General features: G+C 43.9%; 20 protein-coding genes. 3 read left to right on the forward strand and 17 right to left on the reverse strand.

Features of this window, described 5'->3' with window-relative positions:
* Positions 1-108: 108 nt before the first annotated feature.
* Positions 109-1,293, reverse strand: coding sequence for a D-alanyl-D-alanine carboxypeptidase family protein (locus tag GT508_RS13705; RefSeq protein ID WP_192934831.1), 1,185 nt, complete (start codon positions 1,291-1,293; stop codon positions 109-111).
* A 173-nt stretch (positions 1,294-1,466) separates the two neighbouring features.
* On the opposite strand from GT508_RS13705, the gene GT508_RS13710 reads away from it, so the two are divergent.
* On the forward strand, positions 1,467-1,745 hold the full coding sequence (locus tag GT508_RS13710) for a type II toxin-antitoxin system HicB family antitoxin (protein WP_028085822.1): 279 nt from the start codon (positions 1,467-1,469) through the stop codon (positions 1,743-1,745).
* A gap of 129 nt (positions 1,746-1,874) precedes the next feature.
* Entirely contained in the window at positions 1,875-2,081 is a 207-nt protein-coding gene (locus GT508_RS13715) for an alpha/beta-type small acid-soluble spore protein (protein WP_028085823.1), read from the forward strand.
* Positions 2,082-2,239: 158 nt separating this feature from the next.
* On the opposite strand, the gene recG is transcribed toward GT508_RS13715, so the two are convergent.
* The 16 genes from recG to GT508_RS13790 all read right to left on the reverse strand — a co-directional run bounded on the left by recG (position 2,240) and on the right by GT508_RS13790 (position 16,940).
* Positions 2,240-4,273, reverse strand: a complete 2,034-nt coding sequence (gene recG, locus GT508_RS13720; protein ID WP_161144465.1) for an ATP-dependent DNA helicase RecG — start codon at positions 4,271-4,273, stop codon at positions 2,240-2,242.
* 146 nt (positions 4,274-4,419) lie between these two features.
* Complete coding sequence (locus GT508_RS13725; protein WP_161144466.1) at positions 4,420-6,102, reverse strand: DAK2 domain-containing protein; 1,683 nt, start codon at positions 6,100-6,102, stop codon at positions 4,420-4,422.
* A 29-nt stretch (positions 6,103-6,131) separates the two neighbouring features.
* Positions 6,132-6,491: an Asp23/Gls24 family envelope stress response protein gene (locus GT508_RS13730; protein ID WP_022415555.1), complete on the reverse strand. Its 360-nt coding sequence runs from the start codon at positions 6,489-6,491 to the stop codon at positions 6,132-6,134.
* A 147-nt stretch (positions 6,492-6,638) separates the two neighbouring features.
* Positions 6,639-6,827 carry a 50S ribosomal protein L28 gene (gene rpmB, locus GT508_RS13735; protein ID WP_022415556.1) on the reverse strand — a complete coding sequence of 63 codons (189 nt, stop codon included), beginning with the start codon at positions 6,825-6,827 and terminating at the stop codon, positions 6,639-6,641.
* A 121-nt stretch (positions 6,828-6,948) separates the two neighbouring features.
* On the reverse strand, positions 6,949-7,086 hold the full coding sequence (locus GT508_RS14485) for a hypothetical protein (RefSeq protein WP_171029403.1): 138 nt from the start codon (positions 7,084-7,086) through the stop codon (positions 6,949-6,951).
* Positions 7,087-7,140: 54 nt separating this feature from the next.
* Positions 7,141-7,530 (reverse strand): GerW family sporulation protein, encoded by a 390-nt coding sequence (locus GT508_RS13740; protein ID WP_055283804.1) that lies wholly within the window; start codon positions 7,528-7,530, stop codon positions 7,141-7,143.
* Between the two features lie 27 nt (positions 7,531-7,557).
* Positions 7,558-8,574, reverse strand: coding sequence for a DUF2953 domain-containing protein (locus tag GT508_RS13745; RefSeq protein ID WP_161144467.1), 1,017 nt, complete (start codon positions 8,572-8,574; stop codon positions 7,558-7,560).
* A gap of 1 nt (position 8,575) precedes the next feature.
* The gene (locus GT508_RS13750) at positions 8,576-8,899 is read right to left on the reverse strand and encodes a hypothetical protein (protein ID WP_055283808.1); all 324 of its coding nucleotides are present in this window, start codon (positions 8,897-8,899) and stop codon (positions 8,576-8,578) included.
* 21 nt (positions 8,900-8,920) lie between these two features.
* Complete coding sequence (locus tag GT508_RS13755) at positions 8,921-10,249, reverse strand: peptidoglycan D,D-transpeptidase FtsI family protein (protein WP_161144472.1); 1,329 nt, start codon at positions 10,247-10,249, stop codon at positions 8,921-8,923.
* Between the two features lie 37 nt (positions 10,250-10,286).
* Positions 10,287-11,759 (reverse strand): FtsW/RodA/SpoVE family cell cycle protein, encoded by a 1,473-nt coding sequence (locus GT508_RS13760; protein ID WP_161144468.1) that lies wholly within the window; start codon positions 11,757-11,759, stop codon positions 10,287-10,289.
* Positions 11,760-11,767: 8 nt separating this feature from the next.
* The gene (locus GT508_RS13765; RefSeq protein WP_161144469.1) at positions 11,768-13,891 is read right to left on the reverse strand and encodes a U32 family peptidase; all 2,124 of its coding nucleotides are present in this window, start codon (positions 13,889-13,891) and stop codon (positions 11,768-11,770) included.
* Between the two features lie 59 nt (positions 13,892-13,950).
* Complete coding sequence (gene zapA, locus GT508_RS13770) at positions 13,951-14,358, reverse strand: cell division protein ZapA (RefSeq protein ID WP_006427639.1); 408 nt, start codon at positions 14,356-14,358, stop codon at positions 13,951-13,953.
* A gap of 71 nt (positions 14,359-14,429) precedes the next feature.
* The gene (ruvB, locus tag GT508_RS13775; RefSeq protein ID WP_117597388.1) at positions 14,430-15,431 is read right to left on the reverse strand and encodes a Holliday junction branch migration DNA helicase RuvB; all 1,002 of its coding nucleotides are present in this window, start codon (positions 15,429-15,431) and stop codon (positions 14,430-14,432) included.
* Positions 15,432-15,447: 16 nt separating this feature from the next.
* The gene (gene ruvA / locus GT508_RS13780) at positions 15,448-16,062 is read right to left on the reverse strand and encodes a Holliday junction branch migration protein RuvA (RefSeq protein ID WP_118225683.1); all 615 of its coding nucleotides are present in this window, start codon (positions 16,060-16,062) and stop codon (positions 15,448-15,450) included.
* Between the two features lie 10 nt (positions 16,063-16,072).
* Positions 16,073-16,564 (reverse strand): Gx transporter family protein, encoded by a 492-nt coding sequence (locus tag GT508_RS13785; protein ID WP_022415564.1) that lies wholly within the window; start codon positions 16,562-16,564, stop codon positions 16,073-16,075.
* Between the two features lie 10 nt (positions 16,565-16,574).
* Complete coding sequence (locus GT508_RS13790) at positions 16,575-16,940, reverse strand: NusG domain II-containing protein (RefSeq protein ID WP_022415565.1); 366 nt, start codon at positions 16,938-16,940, stop codon at positions 16,575-16,577.
* 162 nt (positions 16,941-17,102) lie between these two features.
* Between GT508_RS13790 and GT508_RS13795 the strand changes: the two genes are divergently transcribed.
* Positions 17,103-18,104, forward strand: a complete 1,002-nt coding sequence (locus GT508_RS13795; protein ID WP_161144471.1) for an FAD:protein FMN transferase — start codon at positions 17,103-17,105, stop codon at positions 18,102-18,104.
* Positions 18,105-18,358 lie beyond the last annotated feature (254 nt).

An 18,358-nucleotide genomic window follows, 5' to 3' on the forward strand; every position in this document is an offset into this window, starting at 1 on the left:
GCTCTCTTAGTTTTTCTTAGAGCATGGAACCTGAACCAGAACCACTTTATACTGTTTTCTTCAAGGATCGAGAGGCCAACTACGTTAATAAATTAAATCCCAATTTAATTAAATCCCAAAATACTCTTCCAGCACATTTTCCAACGCACTGCCGTAATTTTGTTTCTCAACTTTTTCTGTCGTAACAATATCTCTTGCTCCAATCTTTTTTCTATCCAGATAATAGACTGTTTCACCTACTTTTTCGCCTTTTTTTAATGGTGCTTTTACATTCTTGTCTTTTCTTGTTTTGCTCTTTATTTTAGACAGGTCAGCGCCTGTGGTGTCCACGTAGGTGAATGTATCTTTCTGACGTACCTTCACCTCTTTTTCCGTCCCGCCTCTGACTTCGACCGGTGATATCTTCTTTTGTTCTTTTTCTGTATATTTCTGACATTTTCCGAAACCATAATTCAATAAAGTGATCGCATCTCTAACTCTGGCTTTGCTGTCGTCTGCTGCCATGATCACGGCAATCAGATCGATGTCGTCTTTCCTTCCGGTTGCGGATACACAGAATTTGGCTTTACCGGTAGAGCCGGTCTTTAACCCAGTTGCATATTCATACTGACGGATCAGTTTGTTTGTATTCGTAAGTCCGAATTCTGATTCGCCCTTTTGAGTTTTATGTGTGATATTCTCCATCCAGATGTTGCAGTAATCGAAGATCTGCGGATATGTAATGATCAGTTCTTTTGACATCAGTGCAATATCCCTTGCCGTTGTCAGATGACCGTCTGCATCCAATCCGTTGCAATTTACAAAATGTGTATTTTTCATGTCAAGATCCTTTGCCCGTTTGTTCATCTTTGCAACAAATTCTTCTTCGTTTCCACAGATATATTCAGCCATTGATACACAGGCATCGTTTGCGCTGGCTACAGAGATACATTTGATCAGCGTATCTACCGTCTGTGTCTCCCCAGGCTCCAGAAACACCTGTGAACCGCCCATGGACGCCGCATATTCAGATGTTGTCACTTCATCCGCCAGCTTGATCTGGCCGCTTTCCAGTGCATCGAATATCAACAGCAATGTCATAACTTTTGTTACACTTGCCGGTGGTAATTTCTCATCCGGATTTTTCTCATATATGATCTGTCCTGTTGACGCTTCCATCAGAATTGCCGACGGTGCACTGATCTGCTCCTGTTGTCTTTTCTCATTTTCTGTATTATTTTCTTGTGAATTTTCCGGTTGATTCTCTTCCGGCGGAACTGCATATACCGGTTGTAAAAATAGTACAAAAGACATTAGTATTGCACTGATACATCGTCTATGCCGCATCGCATCTGATTCCTCGCTGACATCTTTTCGATTATTATTATCTTACTCTGAGAAATTGTACATTATTCCATCCACCTATTGTTTTCCCACTCCGAAAATCATATAATAGACAGGAACACATTTTGAAAGGATGACAAATTATGAAATTCATATACCCTGCAGTATTTCACAAAACCGAAGAAGGACACTATAAAGGATATTTCCCGGATCTGGAATGTTGTTATGGTGAAGGCGAGACTTTAGATGATGCCATTGAAAGTGCCAACGAAGCGGCACGCGACTGGATCACACTGGAACTTTCCGAAGATGATCCATTGATCCCATATGTATCTGACATTGAAGATATTGAAGTAAAAGAAGGCGAGATCGTCCGCAATATTTCTATGAACATCCGCTTCTACGAAGGCTGGGACGAATAGTCATTTTTAATCTGAAAATATTTCCAGATTATGAAAACACTTCTAGTGTATTAATTGTATTTCTCCACATACTATAGATGTAACGACAAGGAAAAAGTTACAAAGTTACCAAAAGGAGGAGTATAAAAAATGGCAAATCGTTCATCAAACAAAACAGCCGTACCTGAAGCAAAGGGTGCATTAGACAAATTCAAGTACGAGGTAGCAAGTGAACTTGGAGTTCCGTTATCAGATGGCTACAACGGAGACCTGACATCCAGACAGAATGGATCTGTCGGCGGTTATATGGTCAAGAAAATGATCGAACAGCAGGAAAAACAGATGGCAGGTAAATAACTGCACAGTATCTGTAACAAGCTGTAAACACAGAATGAAAAACTAAAAGATCAAAAAATCAACACATGACTTCTATCATACGAAGTTGTCATGTGTTGATTATTTTTTTGCCGCTATATCCATCCATATCTGCGGAATGTACCAGATAAACAATCCGATTACAGCACAACTTCCGCCGCATTCTCATAATTCGGCAGTTTCCGGATCCATTCTTCATCTTCTTCTGTGAGCTGGTCTGCCGCCTCGTTTGCCATCTGAAGGATCTTCGCATCCTGATAGACATCCCCCAGTTTAAAGTTCATAAGACCACTCTGACGGATTCCAAAAAGGTCTCCCGGTCCGCGGAGTCTTAAGTCTTCACTTGCGATCTTGAATCCGTCATTCGAATGATTCAGGATATCCAGCCGTTTTTTTGTTTCTTTCGATTTTGACGCACTCATGAAGATACAATAGGACTGGTGTTTTCCACGTCCCACACGTCCTCTCAACTGGTGAAGCTGAGCAAGACCGAAACGCTCTGCATTTTCAATCATCATAACCGTTGCATTCGGCACATCGATTCCGACTTCGATCACAGTTGTCGATACCAGTACCTGGATCTCATTTCTTCCGAAACGATCCATGATATCGTCTTTCTGTGCCTGCTTCATCTTGCCATGCAGACAGGCTACCTGAATCTGTTCTCCCATCTCTTCCTGAAGTGCCACCGTATAATCCGTAACATTTTCCGCTTCCATCGTCTCACTTTCTTCTACCATAGGGCAGATTACATAGCACTGCCGTCCTTCTGCGATCTGCTTTTTCATGAAATTGTAGGCCGTGTTGCGGTATCCGGTATCTACCACGCAGTTTTTGATCGGCAGACGATTTGCAGGAAGTTCATCGATCACCGAGATGTCCAGATCTCCGTATAAAATGATGGCAAGTGTTCGCGGAATCGGTGTCGCACTCATGACTAACACGTGCGGCTCCCCGCCTTTTAACGCAAATGTTTCTCTCTGTTTTACTCCAAATCTATGCTGCTCATCGGTTATAACAAGTCCCAGATTATCATAACTTACGGCCCCCTGGATCAGCGCATGTGTTCCAATGATGATTTTCGCCAGACCGCACTCGATACGGTCATATGCCCGCCGTTTTTCTTTTGCTGTCATAGATCCCGTCAGAAGTTCTACCTTGATCGGAATATCATACTCTTCGAACATCTTCGTAATATTCTCATAATGCTGTCTTGCAAGCACTTCTGTCGGTGCCATCATTGCTCCCTGACAGCCATTGAATGCCGCATTCATCAGTGCAAGCACCGCAACGATCGTCTTACCGGAGCCCACATCTCCCTGCACCAGCCTTGACATCGTCTTCTCCGAACCGAGATCTTTTTCAATCTCTTTCCAGACCTTTGTCTGTGCGCCGGTCAGTTCAAACGGCAGACTCTTCAGAAATGTCTCTACCTCCGGGCGTGGCTGCATCGGATAATTGTTTTCCAGACGTTCATTTTTCTCCTTTAATCTCCTGATCGACAGAATAAACTCTAAGAATTCCTCGAATACCAGACGTTCTCTCGCATGATAAAAGACTTCTTTATCTTCGGGAAAATGGATTCCTCTCACAGCATAGTTATATTCCGCCAGACCATATTTCAAACGCAGGGAATCCGGCAGAATCTCTCTGGTAAGATCCAGGCCGTCCAGAGCCTGTTTCATAGCCTTCATGACCATGTTGTTGGATAGTCCGGAGGTCAGACCATAGACCGGCTGTAATGTATGCAGTTTCTCTTCGTATTTTGCAGATGGGTAGAAGATCTCCGGATGCTCCATAACCAGATCACCCGTTTTCTTGCGAACGACTCTTCCACGCAGGGTGATCACGCCTCCGCCGGATAACGTATTCCGCAAGAATGGCATACGAAACCAGATTACCTTTAATATTCCGGTAATATCTTTTACATACAGCGTTGTCACCTGCATCCGGCTGCTTCCGGATACCTGCACACGACCGTAGATTGCGCCTGTAACGGTCTGGATCTTGTCTTCTTCCAGTTCACTGACAGGCACCGCTTCCTCGTACACATCATATCCATGCGGATAATAACGGATCAGATCACCTACCGTATGTATATTGATCTTTTCGAAGAGCTTTTTCGTCTTCTCTCCGATTCCTTTCAAATCTCCGATATCTGTCTTTTCTATCATACGATGCTTCCTTCCCTCCATCCTGTAAATCCAATCTCTTCATCACAAAACTCATCCGGATACAAAGAACCGGATCTATATACCAGGAGCTTCTCTCACTCTGGATATACAGATCCGGTTCTGTATATAATTCTATACTTTATCTCTTACTCTACAGCAAGCACATAGTAATAGATCGGCTGTCCGCCAAACTGAATATCCACATCTACATCCGGATACAGTTCTTCGATCTCTCCTGCGAATTTCTCCGCCTCTTCTTCTGATACTTCCTCTCCGTAATAGATACTGATCAGTTCGGAATCTTCATCTACCAGATTCGCGATCAGTTCTTTTGTGGTCTCTTCCAGATCTTTTCCTACCGCAAGGATTCCACTGTCACCGATACCCATGATATCTCCTTCATGGATCTCTTTGTCATCGATATGTGTATCTCTTACCGCATACGTCATCTGACCGGTCTTTACATTCTTAATCTCTTCCAGCATAGCCTCTTCATTTGTCTTGACATCTGCGTCCGGCATAAAGTTAATGATCGCTGTAATTCCCTGTGGTACAGTTTTGGTAGGGATTACGATGATCTCTTTATCTTCTACCAATGATTTTGCCTGGTTTGCTGCCAGAATAATGTTCTTGTTGTTCGGAAGGATAAATACCGTATCTGCATTTACCTGATCGATAGCATTCAGCATGTCCTCTGTACTTGGATTCATGGTCTGTCCGCCTTCGATGATATAATCTGCACCCAGTTCTTTGAATATCTCATTCATACCGGCTCCAATGGAAACGGTAATGAATCCCATTGCCTTTCTCGGCTCTGCTGTCTTCTTTTCTTCGTATGCAGCTTCTTCTTTTGCCTGTTCTTCTGCAAGCTTCTCCGCATCACGGATCAGTTTTTCCTGATGTTCTTCACGCATATTATCAATCTTCATCTTAGAAAGCTGTCCATAAGTCAGCGCTTTCTGGATCGCAAGTCCCGGATCATTGGTGTGTACGTGGATCTTCACGACATCATCATCCGCAACACATACGATGGAATCTCCGATCGAGCTTAAGAATTTCTTGAATTCATGTTCATCTTCTTCGGTAAATTCTTTTTCTGTCAGAATGATAAATTCTGTACAATATCCAAATTTGATATCTGCCGTATCTTCTGCATTCACCTTATTCACGGTAACACTTGTACTTGGTTTGATCGAACTGTAATCAATCTCTTTACCAAGGAATGCATCATATCCGCCTTTAATCACTTCCAGAAGTCCCTGTCCGCCGGAATCTACCACACCTGCTTCTTTTAATACCGGAAGCATCTCTGGTGTCTTATTCAACACTTCCTCTGCATATTCGATCACAGCCGGGATGAATACTTCCAGATCATCTGTCTCTTCAGCCATCTCTGCTGCCTTTGTCGCAATTCCGCTGGCAACAGTAAGGATGGTTCCTTCCTTCGGCTTCATAACAGCCTTGTAAGCAGTATCTCTTGCTCTCTGGCATGCCGCAGCAAGTGCAAGCACATCAATCTCTTTCTCTTCTTTGATCGCCTTTGTAAATCCTCTTAAAAGCTGAGATAAGATAACTCCTGAGTTACCTCTCGCCCCGCGCAGGGATCCGGAAGAGATTGCCTTTGCAAGATCCTTCATCTCCGGGTTATTTAATGCTGTTACTTCTTTTGCCGCTGACATGATCGTCATAGACATATTTGTACCTGTATCTCCATCTGGTACCGGGAATACATTCAATTCGTTGATATAGTCTTTCTTTGCTTCAATGTTCTGAGCACCTGCAAGAAACATCTTTGCAAGCACGTCCACATTAATCGTTTTCGTAGCCACTTCTTACGTTCCTCCTTAAAATCCACAAACTAATCAATGACTCTTACGCCTTCAATATAGACGTTGATCTTATCTACCTGCATACCGGAAAATTCTTCCACTCTGTACTTCACATCACTGATCAGATTATCTGTTACAGCGGAAATGCTTACACCGTATGCCACAATAATGTGGAAGTCAATACTGATATGATTATCATCACTTATATTTACATGGATTCCTCTTGTCAGACTCTCCTTTTTCAGCAGATGAACCAGGCCATCTTTCATATTTACAGCTGCCATTCCAACAATACCAAAACATTCAACCGCCACTGTTCCTGCATATTTTGCAATTACTTCAGGATCAATGGTAATAATTCCCAAATCTGTACTCATACACCCTTTCATAGCAAAACCTCCACTTCTTTTATTATCTTCTATCTAAATCAAAACATAATATATTTTATTATACTCTGTTTTTCCGCTAATTACAATAGTTCTTATTGCGCAAAAAAACTCAGATTCCACACATCGAAATCTGAGTTTCAATACATCTTATGCACGCTCAACTTTTCCTGATTTCAAACAAGAAGTACAAACATACATCTTCTTTGTAGCTCCGTTTTCGGTTTTCACGCGAACAGATTTTACATTTGATTTCCACATCTTTGGTGATTTTCTATGAGAGTGGCTGACATTGTTTCCAAAGTGAGCACCCTTTTCACAAATAGCACATTTTGCCATGACTGCACCTCCTAACGCTCATAATAAGTTCTTTGTCCGAACTCGCAACAATAGTTATTCTAGCAGACTGTTGCAAGAATTGCAAGAGTTATTTGATATTTTTTTGTTTACTTTTCGATTTTCAGCAACAAAACAGGCAATATCCCACTGCAACGCACAGGATCATACACAAAATCTGGCAGAACAAACCTGGTATGACCAGTGCCAGAAGCATTCCTGCCGCTATCCAGAACAATGCAAATCCTACGATTCTTTTCACAGACACACACCTGCTTTTTGTACATTATATGTACACTGCCTAAAAAAATGTCTGCTATTTTTCTGCTTCGTCGAGGATCTTATTCACATCCTCTTCCGTAACGTTATCTTCTTTTCGGGATGTAAAACGATCCATCACATCCGGTACCATATCCAGCAGCTTCGTGATCGTATCCTGATTCTTGATGTTCACAAGCTTGGTGTGACCATTCTGAATGACCAGCACCGCACTTGGTGTCATCTTCCCACCGATACCTCCGGCACCTTTTTCTTTCTTATCTGCGTTGAACGCACCTGCTCCTACCGCAAAGGATACATCTACCAGTGGTAAAATAATCGTATCGCCGATATGGATTGCTTCTCCTACTACCGTCTTGGATGATACCACTCCGTCCATACCATGGAACAGCGCTTCTACAGTCCCTTTGAAATTATTCTCAGCCATCTTCTTTCCTCCTTGCATTCTCTATATCTATAATTGAAACTTGCGGATATCATGATATGTCTTTCTGATCTCGCTGCACCACACCAGGTTCCACAGGAAGCAGACCAGCGGCATCATGCGGAATCCACCGCGAACTCTGACTTTCCCTTTCAGGATCCTTCTTTCAAAATCAGGTTCCACCAACAGATGATCTCCGATAAACGGATAGATCATACTTAATCCCGCCAGTGCCTGTCCTGTATGGTACGGATCTTCGAATCCAAATTGAACTTCACCTTTTATTACTTTCGGCTTCCAACGCTTTAACAGCTTGCCCGCCTCTTTTTTCACCTTCGAAAAAGCTTTCCTGTGCACCGGATCTTCTAATTCCTTCATAATTCTTTCTTTCTTATCCAATATGCTGTCCAGCTTTTCTTCTGCATGTCCAACCGTATGCTTTATCTTATCACAGAACTTTAAGATTGTACATTTTATCTTCGCAAATCTCCCAGCTTTTTCAGGAGTACTTTCCGGGATTTCTTCCACATTCTCCGGAAGCGTTTTACTGCTCTCCACAGTTCTTTTTTCTTCTTCAGGCTCTTCTTCCATTTCCGATAGTCTGCTACTGCTTTCCACTCTCTGTTCTTTCCGGTTTTCTTTCGAATCTGTATTCTCTTTTTCATGAGCTTCCTCCTTCTCAGATTCTATCTTCGCAGTTTCTGTTTTCTCAACGTCTGTTTTCACCGGACGATCTTCCGATTTTTTCTTCTCAGTATCTGTATGTCCGCTTTTCTGCGGTTCACTTCCGAAAGATTTCCACGCAATCCTTACCCGCCATTTTAACTCCTGCTCTTCAAATGACACATCGATCCGTATCAGGCGCAAGAGCCACGTCACGCGGCCGTATGCGCTGCTTTCCTTTATCTCTCCGGGCATTGACGCATCGAGCCGGTATCTCACCGGAACACACAAAAAGGTCACCAGAAACAGAAACAGCAGCCCGAGAATCACTGCAATTATGATCCCTATTATTTTTAAAATGATCAAAAGAATATGTAACACCATCTTATCTTCCCTGCTCTTTTTCTAATATATAAGACCGTATATCACATCCGCCCGTCTGTTCATATACTTCCTGTACGATCTGTTCTACCAGTTCTACCGCTTCCTCATATCCTTTTGTAATTCCTACCACGAACAGATCCTGTTCCGGAAATGCAGGCTGCTTAAACTGGAGTGTCGGATAGATTTCCAGTTGATTCTTCTCACTGATTGCCAGCGTGATCACATGCACACTCGGCTGCAGTTTTCCGGCTTCCAGCTTGCGGATGATTTTCTCTTTTTTCTTTTCCAGTCCTTCTGTCAGGTACAGATGCTTATAGTATCGCATATTTCCCGTCCTTCTATACTTCTAATAATACGAGTCAAAAATCTCTTTTGCAACATTTACCGCCTTTGCCGTTCCGTCTGATGCTTCAATGATCACACTTACAACCAGTTCCGGATCTTCCACATTCGACATACCGATGAACCAGGAGTGGTCTTTTTCTTTATCAGAACTATATTCTGCCGTACCGGTCTTTCCCGCTGCTGTGTAGCTCTGTCCGCTCAATACAGATGCGGTACCGTAATCTACTACGCTCTTCATGTATTCTTTGATCTGGGCAGCTTCTTCAGCTGTCATAAGCTGCTTATATTCTTTCTGATCCGTCTCTTTCATGACCGCTCCCGATGCATTTGTCACCTTGTCAACCAGATACGGCTTCATCAGCTTCCCGCCATTGGCGATAGCAGATGTGATCAGTGCCATATGATACGGGCTTACCTGCGTCTCCCCCTGTCCCATCGCCGTCATCATCTTTGTACCGTTTCCGGCAGAGCTATCCATCGTAAAGCTGCTCTTACTATACGGAAGATCCGAAGGCAGTTTTGACTCAAACAGAACTTCCTCTGCCGTCTTCTTAAATTTCACCGGATCCAGTGAAAGTCCTATATTCGAAAAAGATGTGTTGCACGAATATGCCAGACTTTCCTCCAGACTGACCTGCCCGTGGACATGTCCGTTATAGCAGTGAATCTTAATTCCACTGTTCTCGATCGAACCGGTACAATTATAAGAATAAGAACTGTAATCCGGATTCTCCCTCATGAATTCCAGAAGTGTCACTACTTTGAACGTAGAACCCGGTGCATACTGCCCCTGTGTCGCACGATTCAACAGTACACTGTTTTCATCTGTACTCAGAGCGTTCCAGCTGGATTCTACCGTATTCGGATCAAAGTCCGGCTTAGATACCATGGCAAGGATCTTTCCTGTCTTCGGCTCCATCACCACTACCGCACCTTTTTTCTCTCCCAGTGCCTGATATGCCGCTTCCTGAAGGTCTGCATCCAGTGTTGTCACAACCGTGTCTCCCATATTTTTTTTATCCTGGAATTCATTCTTCAACTTGATCAGGAAATTCTCATCCGAAGTCAGCAGGTCATAATTCTCCAGAGATTCGATCCCGGATTTGCCCTGTACGCTGTAACCGACCACATGTGCAAATACATCGCCATAAGGATACTCTCTTGTCTCGCTTCCGTCTGCTGCCGTATCGGTCTTCGCAAGCACGTTCCCGTTCCTATCCACAATTGTTCCCCGGGTCACCCTCTTTGCATTCGAATTCTGTCTGGCATTATAAGGACTTCTGATGATCTCCTGGCTTTTTTTTACCTGAAAATATCCGATATATCCCAGCAGTACCAGAAAAAGCGCTACGAATACATACGTAACTCTAGCGAACTCTTTGTTTCTTGCGCGCTTTGCCTTGAGCCGCTTCTTTTCGCGCTTTTTGGCTTCTTTTCGCTCTTTGCGGGTCATATTCTGCCTCTCGATATCCCGCCGCACTCTCCTGTCGGCTTCTCTTTGCTCGTAACCGTTCTTTCTTCCTTCTCTCAATATCCTCTTCCTCGTCTTCTCTTAAAATATACAGTCCCTGGATAATTGCAAACATGATCAGCGTACTGATCAGAGAACTTCCGCCATAGCTTACCAGCGAAAGTGTTACACCTGTTGACGGAATGAACTTTGTCGCTCCTCCGATCGTTAAAAACACCTGGAATATATAACAGGTACCAAGTCCCAGCGCTACCATCTTATAAAACAGATTATGCAGCTGCATTGCGATATTTAAGAACATCACATAACAGCTCACACAGATCAGTATCAGACACATCGCATAGATCAGCCCCATCTCTTCTGAAATTGCAGAAAAGATGAAGTCCTCTGCCGATACCGGAATCGTGTCCGGCTGTCCCTGATAAAGTCCCGCTCCGAACCATCCGCCGGTCCCGATGGCAAATAATGACTGTGCTACCTGATAACCGCCTTTATCATATGTTCCAAACGGGTCTCTCCATACATTTACACGCGTCTTAACGTGCGTAAACAGATGATACGCCACAACTGCTCCGGCACTTCCCGCACCAAGTCCTGCGAGAATATAAAGCGGCTGATGTGTCGCCACATATAACATGACCAGATATACGACGAAGATAATAAGCGCCGCACCAAGGTCCTTAGATACCACAAGGATCAACACATGAAATGCTGCAACTGCCGTCGTCACCACAATATCTTTAAATTCTGTAGAACGCTTAAAACTCGATGCCACGAAGAACACAAAGACAATCTTCACAAGTTCTGATGGCTGGATGTTGATTCCGGCAACTGTAAAGCCAAGCATTGCACCATAAGACACCTTACCTACAACCACTACTATCGCCAGCGACACGATACCGATAATTCCGTAAAGAATTCTCCATTCCGACAGAAAACGTGCTTTTCGGATAATGATCGGAATCACAAGGCAGAGCACAATTCCTGCTGCCGCGATCAGATACTGTTTCGCAGCCTTATCATAATTCAGTCTGGTGATCATGATAAAACCGATGCTGAGCAGCATACACATATTATTTACAATCAGACGTGATACTTTCGGATAAATAAAGCTATACAACAGGATCGTTCCTCCAAGAAGCGTCACCTGCATCAGATACAATGCCAGAATCTTTGTATCCTTTTTTTCCAGATACATCACAAGAAATGCCGTCAGATGCATCACAAACATCAGCACATTCTGCTTCCTGAGACAACGTTTCTTTTTATCCGGATCATAATATCCAAAGATACTGAAACACAGATACGTATACACTGTAATCATCAGTATCATCAGATATTTTGATAACTGTACAATTATGTTTACCAACTTTCCACCTACTTTACTCCTCTTTTAAAATGCCCCCTCGTATACTCCCGTATCTGAGGTTCCATCTTTTTTCCTTCTGTAAATGCATTCATATATATCTTACAGATTTCTCTTACCTGTTCTTTATTCTCAACTGTAAAATCCAGCCGTATCTGTGCAGGCATCAGCTTTCTGATCTCTTCCGCCTTATCCGCCAGGAACAACGGTGCTGAATTATACATTACATTATAACAGTCTCTGCAATAGCATCTGACTGTAAACTCCTTCTGATAACGGTCAGAAATCGTAAGTACTCCGCCTTTTCCGTCACAGGAAGCACTGGTCTTCTTTATACAGCCCGCACTGACCATCACCGGCTGGTATCCATATGCGATAAATGCCTGTTCTTCTATCCCAAGTTCTGCCAGCTCACGATCATTCAATTCCACCGGTGCTGTTCCCTGTCCGATCCCCAGATCCTTCAACTCTTCTTTTGCTTTTTGATTAAAAATGTAGAGATTATAATCACTGCGGATTTCTTTTTGGTATGCATGTTGTCTGAGCCACGCATAACTCTCCCAGTTGCGGATCAGTATACCATCATATTTTTCCTCGATTTTTGCATACATACGTTCATATCTGCGGATCGTATGTTCCCTGAAAATGTATGGCATCGCAAGGAAATACTGTACGCCGTTTTCACGTTCAAATTCTATCTCCTCATCCAGATACACACACCGTACTCCGCTGTTTACCGCTGCCTCAAGCTGTGCTTTTGACTGCACAGACGCAGATATACTGCATTCCTTTCCGGTGCTGTTCTTTTCCACGGTTTTTTTTGTTTCTGTCTCACAATCCGCTTTTTCTCTCCGGTATTGCATCTGTATCTTCTCTGTCAGTTCTTTGATTCCTTCTCTTCGCAGTTCATTCAGCGCCTGCATCGGCAGGAACACATTTCCTTCTGTATGGATCTTCAGACGTTCAAACACAAACTCTGTATTGCCGGTCTTTCTCATCTGTTTTTCAATTCTTTTCGGATCCAACGGCTGCTTTTGCGCTTCCTGAACTTCCTGACCGGTACATTCCACGGTAATATTGCCATACGATACTGTTAGTTTAGCACGCTTTCCGACAGAAAATGTTAAAATACCATTAATTTTTTCTTGTACTTTTATATCCTGCCACGGTTTTTCCTCAGTGTTGCCATCTTTGGCATTCTTCGGACGCTTCAATGATATCATATCTCTGCCGTTATGCTGATGATAGTAGCCCTCACAATAACCACGCCTCTGGTAAGCAGCAAGCAGTTCCCGTTTATCAGCCTCTGACACCCGGTATGCCGATCTGTCTTTTCCTTCTTTCTGAAGCTTAAGATAATGATCCGCATATTTCCGATACATCTTTACAACCGTATAGACATATTCCGGCTGCTTCATTCTTCCTTCTATCTTAAATGAATCAACCCCCGCATCGATCAGTTCCGGCAAAATGTCTATTGTACACAGATCCTTCAGACTCATCAGATCTGCCGGTTTCTTTCCATCTATCTGATAAGGAAGACGGCACGGCTGTGCGCACTGTCCTCTGTTGCCGCTCCGTCCGCCGATCATACTGCTGAGAAGGCACTGGCCGGAATAACAATAGCACAGTGCTCCATGTACAAAACATTCCATCTCCAGTCCCGTCTGTCTCTTCATATCACGGATTTCCCCGAGCGAAAGTTCTCTCGCCGGCACGACTCTCGTGATTCCGTATTGTTTTAAATGATCCGCTCCGAGCGTATTGGTAATGGTCATCTGTGTACTTGCATGTACCGGCATCTCTGGAAAATGCTCTCTGATATACTTTACCACACCGATATCCTGTACGATCACTCCATCCAGTCCCGCTCTGTAATACGGAAGCAGATATGCATACAATTCCTCCATCTCCCTGTCTTTCAGAAGTGTATTCACCGTCATATATATCTTTCTTCTGTGAATATGTACGTATTCAATTGCCTGCACCATATCTTCTTCCGAAAGATTCTGTGCATATGCCCTTGCTCCAAATCTGGTACCGCCAAGGTATACTGCATCCGCACCTGCGGCTATTGCTGCCTGCAGGCATTCCAGCGAACCTGCCGGTGCCAATATCTCTACCACTCTGTTCATAGTCTCTTATCCTGTCTTTTCTTTCTTGTAAAAAAGGCTGTCGTGTGACAGCCTAATTCTTACTTATTATTCTTAATCTCTGTTTCCAGCTGTACGATCTTCATCTGAAGTTCCTTATTCTCTTCCTTCAGCTTGTCCATCGCTTTCTCTGCATTCTCCAGCTTGATCTGAACGGATATCAGTTCATGCTTTAAGTCATACATCTCTTTATCTTTTGCCTCGATATCACTTTCCAGTGTACCGCCCTGCTTCTTCGCCTTAAAGTAATCATCCGCAATGTTCAGCGCCAGCAGAATACTTCTGGTCTCTGCGCTCTGCTTGCGATATCCCTCACTATTGCTGCATTCGTCCAGCTTATGGTTCAGATATGTAGAAACTTTCTGTAAATAGTCTTCACTTTCAAATCCACTTAAAGTAAAAACCTTTCCTCCTATTAATACTTCTGTATAGTTTTTTGATGATGCCATAAGAAGCCTCCTCGAACTTTCATAATTTCTGATAACTATTATAAACTAATCTGTAAGAAAAACCAACTATTTTATTCATTTTCCTTACAAATTCCCAGATGGGCATATGCCGCATCCGTCACGACTCTTCCTCTTGGAGTTCTCTGAATAAACCCATTCTTCAACAGATATGGCTCATATACATCCTCAATCGTACCCGGATCTTCTCCGATCGATGCCGCAAGCGTCTCCAATCCGACCGGGCCGCCGCCGAATTTCCCGATCATAGCCAGAAGGATCCCTCTGTCTGTCTGATCCAGACCTTCCTTATCCACATCCAGAAGATCCAGTGCATAATCCGCCACTTCTTCTGTGATGTAGCCGTCATATTTCACCTGGGCAAAATCCCGGACACGCTTTAACAGACGATTGGCAAGTCTCGGAGTCCCCCGCGAACGTCTCGCCATCGCATATGCACCATTTTCATCAATCCCGACTTCCAGAACCTTTGCCGAACGTAAAATGATCATCTTCAGTTCTTCGACCGTATAATATTCCATCCTGGTCACCACACCGAAGCGGTCCCGCAAAGGCGCTGTCAGCATACCTGCCCTTGTCGTTGCCCCTACCAGGGTGAATTTTGGAAGATCCAGACGGATCGATCTTGCCGAAGCGCCCTTTCCGATCATAATATCGATCGCATAGTCTTCCATCGCCGGATACAGCACTTCCTCCACCTGACGGTTCAGGCGGTGGATCTCATCTACAAAAAGGACATCCCCTTCCTGCAGGTTATTCAGGATTGCCGCCATCTCTCCCGGCTTTTCGATCGCCGGTCCTGATGTGATCTTCATATTTACATTCATCTCATTGGCAATGATTCCCGCAAGTGTCGTCTTTCCAAGTCCCGGAGGTCCATAGAACAAGAGATGATCCAGTGCCTCGCCCCTCGCCTTTGCCGCTTCAATATAAATCTTCAGCATTTCTTTTGCTTTTGCCTGACCAATGTAATCTTCCAGAAGCTGAGGTCTTAAATGATTCTCGATCCTGACATCTTCTTCCAGATTCTCAGTCGTCATAATTCTTCTGCTCATCTGTCTGCCTTACCTTCTACAACATATATTTCAGAGACTGACGGAGAACATCTTCCACACTCATTTCTTCCGTAATCTCTACCTGTCTGACTGCTTTTAATGCCTCGGTATTGCCATACCCGAGTGCAACCAGTGCCTGTACCGCTTCTCCTGTCATCTCATTTGCCATGCCTGCAGATGTATCCGCCGTGTTCTGTACTGCATTCACGGTATTCTCAAGCGCATCCTCCAGCTTCAACTTGTCTTTTAATTCCAGAATCAGCTTCTCCGCCGTCTTTTTACCGATTCCCGGTGCCGCCTGTATTGCCTTTACATCATTCGATGCAACCGCAAATCTCAGATCATCGGGTCCGAGTGCCGAAAGAATTCCAAGACCGCCTTTCGGTCCGATCCCGCTGACACCGATCAGAAGCCGGAACACACGGAGTTCATCCCTGGTAAGGAAGCCATACAACTGCATCAGATCTTCCTTAACATGCAGATGTGTGTGGATCTTTACTTCTTTTCCAAGAGCCGGAAGCCTGCCCATTGCGGTCCCTGCCATGTAGATTCCATATCCGACACCGCCGACATCTACAATGACCTTGTCTTCTTCCATTCCTTCCAGAATTCCACGTATATATGTAATCATAGTTCCTCCATCAAAACTGTATATTCTTAATTCTCTTCAACATTTCCGCCGACACGATCCCGATCACCAGTCCGGTAATCAGTCCTGCGACCAGAAGCACCGAGAAATAATAACCGACACTGAATGTCTCCACCACAAGCATTGCAACGATCAGCTGTCCCACATTGTGGAACACTCCGCCCGCCACACTGATTCCCATCACACTGAATCCTTTGCTCTTCTTCAAGAGTGCCATTACCGTCAGACTTAACAATCCACCGGCCAGGCTGTAAATGATACTGAAATAATTTCCAAATATGAATCCTGACAGTAGTACTCTGACCACAGACAACAGATATACCTCCGTCAGCTTCATCTTATATAACGCGATCACGATCACCAGATTCGCAAGCCCGAGCTTCACTCCCGGGATTCCGAAATTGATAGGGATCAGCGTCTCCACATAGCTGAATATCAGCGCCAGTGCCGTAAACACTCCAAAATATGCCACTCTGTTCTTCACAATGCCCCTCCTAATTTGCCACTGCATCGAATTCACTTTCTTCACTTCCGTCTACCTCAACCACTACTTTATTCGGCAGACAGATAATGCTCTCATGATTCTTTGAAGCTGCTTTCTGATGTACACACAACTGATCCGGACAGTCTGCATCCGTCATCTTCGCTTTTCCGTTCTTTATCGTAAGTATATTCGTACCGCCATTGATCCTAATCTTCTGATCCTTTGCGAGCGGATAGGTTCCTGTCACCTTACCATCCACCTTCACAGTCACGGTATCAGCTCCATCCCCGCCGGCAAATTCATGTACACCGAAAGCTGCACCGGCAATCAAAAGAACTGTCAATATAAGAACCGCATCTTTTTTCTTCCAATTCATACGTTCTCTCCTTGTCCACTAACGGTACTATTCTATCACAAGAAATTGTCCCATTCAACAAAAAAGAAAATATGTTTGGTTTGCATCTGTTTTTTTTCATGTTATACTACAAGTTATGTAAATACATGATAGAAAATCATCAACTACGAGGTTATTAGTATTATGAAATGTAAAAAAAATAATATCATAAAAACACTCAGTGCGGTTCTCACTGCCTCTGCTCTTCTCTTGGCCGGATGCTCCGGCGCAAAAAGCAGTACACAGACCGATCAGGATCTCACTTATACCGACATGCTCTTTGACACTGTCATCAAGATCCAGATCCTTGATCCTGCAGATGAAAGTATTCTGGATGGTCTGAAGAAACTTTGCGAAAAATATGACACAATGTTCTCCACCACCAATACAGACAGTGAACTTTATAAATTAAACCACGCAAACGGTCAGCCCTTCACTGTCTCTTCCGAAACGGCCAATCTTATTCAGGAGGGTATCCATTACAGCGAACTTTCCGGCGGTGCATTTGATCTCACCATTGAACCGGTATCGGCTCTCTGGGATTTCAAGGCAGATAAACCAACGGTTCCATCTTCCGATGCCATTGCCCAGGCCGTAAGCCACGTTGATTACACAAAGGTCGACATTCAGGATAACACCGTTACACTGGAAGATCCCGAAGCCGGCATCGATCTGGGAGCCATCGCCAAAGGATACATTGCCGACCAGGTGAAAACATATCTCAAAAAGCAAGGGATAAAACATGCGATCATCAATCTTGGAGGAAACGTTGATGTCATCGGCACCAAACCCGACGGAAGCAAATACAACATCGGAATCCAGAAACCTTTCGATGAATCCGGCGAAGCTATCACCTCTGTACAGTTAAAAGACCAGACAGTTGTAACTTCCGGAATCTATGAACGGTATTTTAAGAAAAACGGAAAACTATATCATCACATCCTGGACCCACGGACCGGATATCCGTGCGAGAACAATCTTTACAGTGTATCGATCATCACAGACTCTTCTACAAAAGCAGATGCACTCAGCACAACCTGCTTTCTACTGGGATACGAGAAAGGAATGGAACTGATCCAGAGTATGGATGGAGTGGAGGCGATATTTATTACAGATGATGAGAAGGTGCATAAAATTGGGATTTAATTCAGGAAGACTATGGATACCCGAACCGGAATAAAGCTTGGAAAGGTGTTCCTGTTCAGGTTCCATCGGCGGGTCAATTCTAAAGGGGCAAAATTCTGCTAAAAACAGGCTTTCAAAATTTGAAACTCGGCATACGCCTCAGACAGTCAAATTTTGAAAACCCAACGCAGAATTTTGCCCCTTAAGAATTACCAACGCCTCTTTCACATTCACTGGAACGCCTTTCCAAGTTTTATTCCGTGTGTATCAAATGC

This window comes from Dorea sp. BIOML-A1, assembly GCF_009875615.1.
Lineage (GTDB): Bacteria > Bacillota > Clostridia > Lachnospirales > Lachnospiraceae > Dorea_A > Dorea_A amylophila.

Excerpts from the sequence above, each read along its gene's own strand:
- GT508_RS13790 (WP_022415565.1), bottom strand. The coding sequence starts at position 16,940 with ATGAATTGGAAGAAAAAAGATGCGGTTCTTATATTGACAGTTCTTTTG.
- recG (WP_161144465.1), bottom strand. The coding sequence starts at position 4,273 with ATGATAGAAAAGACAGATATCGGAGATTTGAAAGGAATCGGAGAGAAG.
- ruvB (WP_117597388.1), bottom strand. The coding sequence starts at position 15,431 with ATGAGCAGAAGAATTATGACGACTGAGAATCTGGAAGAAGATGTCAGG.
- GT508_RS13730 (WP_022415555.1), bottom strand. The coding sequence starts at position 6,491 with ATGAAAGGGTGTATGAGTACAGATTTGGGAATTATTACCATTGATCCT.
- GT508_RS13765 (WP_161144469.1), bottom strand. The coding sequence starts at position 13,891 with ATGAACAGAGTGGTAGAGATATTGGCACCGGCAGGTTCGCTGGAATGC.
- GT508_RS13795 (WP_161144471.1), top strand. The coding sequence starts at position 17,103 with ATGAAATGTAAAAAAAATAATATCATAAAAACACTCAGTGCGGTTCTC.
- GT508_RS13710 (WP_028085822.1), top strand. The coding sequence starts at position 1,467 with ATGAAATTCATATACCCTGCAGTATTTCACAAAACCGAAGAAGGACAC.
- GT508_RS13745 (WP_161144467.1), bottom strand. The coding sequence starts at position 8,574 with ATGGTGTTACATATTCTTTTGATCATTTTAAAAATAATAGGGATCATA.
- zapA (WP_006427639.1), bottom strand. The coding sequence starts at position 14,358 with ATGGCATCATCAAAAAACTATACAGAAGTATTAATAGGAGGAAAGGTT.
- GT508_RS13750 (WP_055283808.1), bottom strand. The coding sequence starts at position 8,899 with ATGCGATACTATAAGCATCTGTACCTGACAGAAGGACTGGAAAAGAAA.
- GT508_RS13715 (WP_028085823.1), top strand. The coding sequence starts at position 1,875 with ATGGCAAATCGTTCATCAAACAAAACAGCCGTACCTGAAGCAAAGGGT.
- GT508_RS13740 (WP_055283804.1), bottom strand. The coding sequence starts at position 7,530 with ATGGCTGAGAATAATTTCAAAGGGACTGTAGAAGCGCTGTTCCATGGT.
- GT508_RS13705 (WP_192934831.1), bottom strand. The coding sequence starts at position 1,293 with ATGTCTTTTGTACTATTTTTACAACCGGTATATGCAGTTCCGCCGGAA.
- ruvA (WP_118225683.1), bottom strand. The coding sequence starts at position 16,062 with ATGATTACATATATACGTGGAATTCTGGAAGGAATGGAAGAAGACAAG.
- rpmB (WP_022415556.1), bottom strand. The coding sequence starts at position 6,827 with ATGGCAAAATGTGCTATTTGTGAAAAGGGTGCTCACTTTGGAAACAAT.